Raw genomic sequence first — 1,590 nt, 5'->3', positions numbered from 1 at the left:
CTCTCCGGCAGCGTCTCCGGCGGCTTCCGGCAGCGCGAGCCCCGCGGCGAAGTAAGGGTGAGCCTACCGTTTATTTTTAAGGCCGAATAGCTGGCAATGTATGGACAACCTCTCGGATAACCGATATGATAAAGATTGCCGAAAATTTAATATATTCTTAAAAAGGTGCGGGCCTTGAAAGTCCGCTTAAAAGGGAAGCCGGTTGGAGTCCGGCGCGGTCCCGCCACTGTATATGCGGAGCGACCCTCTGAAAGCATGCCACTGTTCATGCAGAACGGGAAGGCGAGAGGAAGCGATGAAGCATGAGCCAGGAGACCTGCCTTTTTCTGGTCAAGGCCCGGGTGTCCTTCGGGGGGTGAGGACACGCGGACATTTGCGCGCGGCTGATGCCAAGGCTTGTAAAGGCAGCGTCTCCGGTTCGTTGCACGGAAAGACCGTCCCTCTTTGGGGGCGGTCTTTTTTCTTGATTTATGCGCATTCATAAGCTTCATGGCTCCCACAAATTCAGAAGAAAGAGGTTGAACAATGAAGAGCAGGATTTCTTCCAGAATCTTTGCGCTGGGAATGGCCTTATTGATGATTTTCTCATTGCTGGACGCGCCGTATGCCCCGGCGGGGCGGGCTTTTGCCGAGACGGGGGATGCCGTCAATCAGGAGACGGGGGCTGCGGATATCTTGCACGCTGCGGACGCAGCGGGTGCATCATCGTCAATCAGCGTAACCGATGCCGTCTATTCCGCGGCCGAGTATATTCTGAAGCAGGGCGTAACCTCGGAGTGGCAGGCTGTCGGCTTGGCTCAGGCCGGGTACAGAGTGCCGGATTCTTACGCTGCCGCGCTTCAGAATAAAGTAAAGAACGCAGGAGGAAATTTCTCCGCAGTAACGGACTACGCCCGAATCGCTCTGGCGGTTAAAGCGATCGGCAAGGACCCGACGAATTTCGAGGGCAGCAACCTGATTGCGGCTATTTATAACAACGAAGGCATTGCCGGGCAAAGTCTGAATAACGCCATCTACGGACTGATCGCGCTGGATTCCGGCGCCTATACGTTGCCGTTCGATGCGAAATGGACGAAGGACAAGCTGGTTCAGCAGATTCTCTCCGGACAGAACGGGGATGGGGGCTTTCCTCTTCATATTGGGGGAGCAAGCGGGCCTGACACTACGGCAATGGCCCTGGCGGCCTTGTCTCCATACAAGAACGAACCGGCTGTTGCCACTGCGGGGGAACAAGCGGTACAGTGGCTGTCCGCTCAGCAGAATACGACCCACGGAGGCTATGGGGACAGCAGTGAAAGCGTATCGCAGGCCATCATCGGCCTGACCGCATACGGCGTCGATCCCGTCGGTTCGGACTTTACCAAGAACGGCAGCAATCTGATTGGCCGTTTGATGAGTTTCCGCACAGCAGACGGAGGCTTTGCCCACCAGTTGTCCGGGAGCGGGGATGCTTTGGCTACAGAGCAGGCGCTGCAGGCGCTGGCCGCTTACGGCCTGTTCACGGGCGGCGGCGACAGCAAGCTGTATGATTTTGTCGCCCATCCGCCTGCTGTACATCCGCTTGTCCGGGTGTCTGTAGCTATCGAAGGA

General features: G+C 56.9%; 1 pseudogene and 1 riboswitch. The pseudogene reads left to right on the top strand.

The features are described from left to right. The first annotated feature begins 146 nt into the window (after nt 1-146). Nucleotides 147-338, top strand: a riboswitch (cobalamin riboswitch). Between the two features lie 187 nt (nt 339-525). Further along, a pseudogene (locus tag L692_RS29355) lies at nt 526-1,590 on the top strand (hypothetical protein); the annotation flags it as partial.

The sequence above is a fragment of the Paenibacillus forsythiae T98 genome, assembly GCF_000520735.1.
GTDB lineage: Bacteria > Bacillota > Bacilli > Paenibacillales > Paenibacillaceae > Paenibacillus_AQ > Paenibacillus_AQ forsythiae.
The sequence above is the reverse complement of the archived record's forward strand: the minus strand, read 5'-3'. Positions and strand labels throughout refer to the sequence as shown.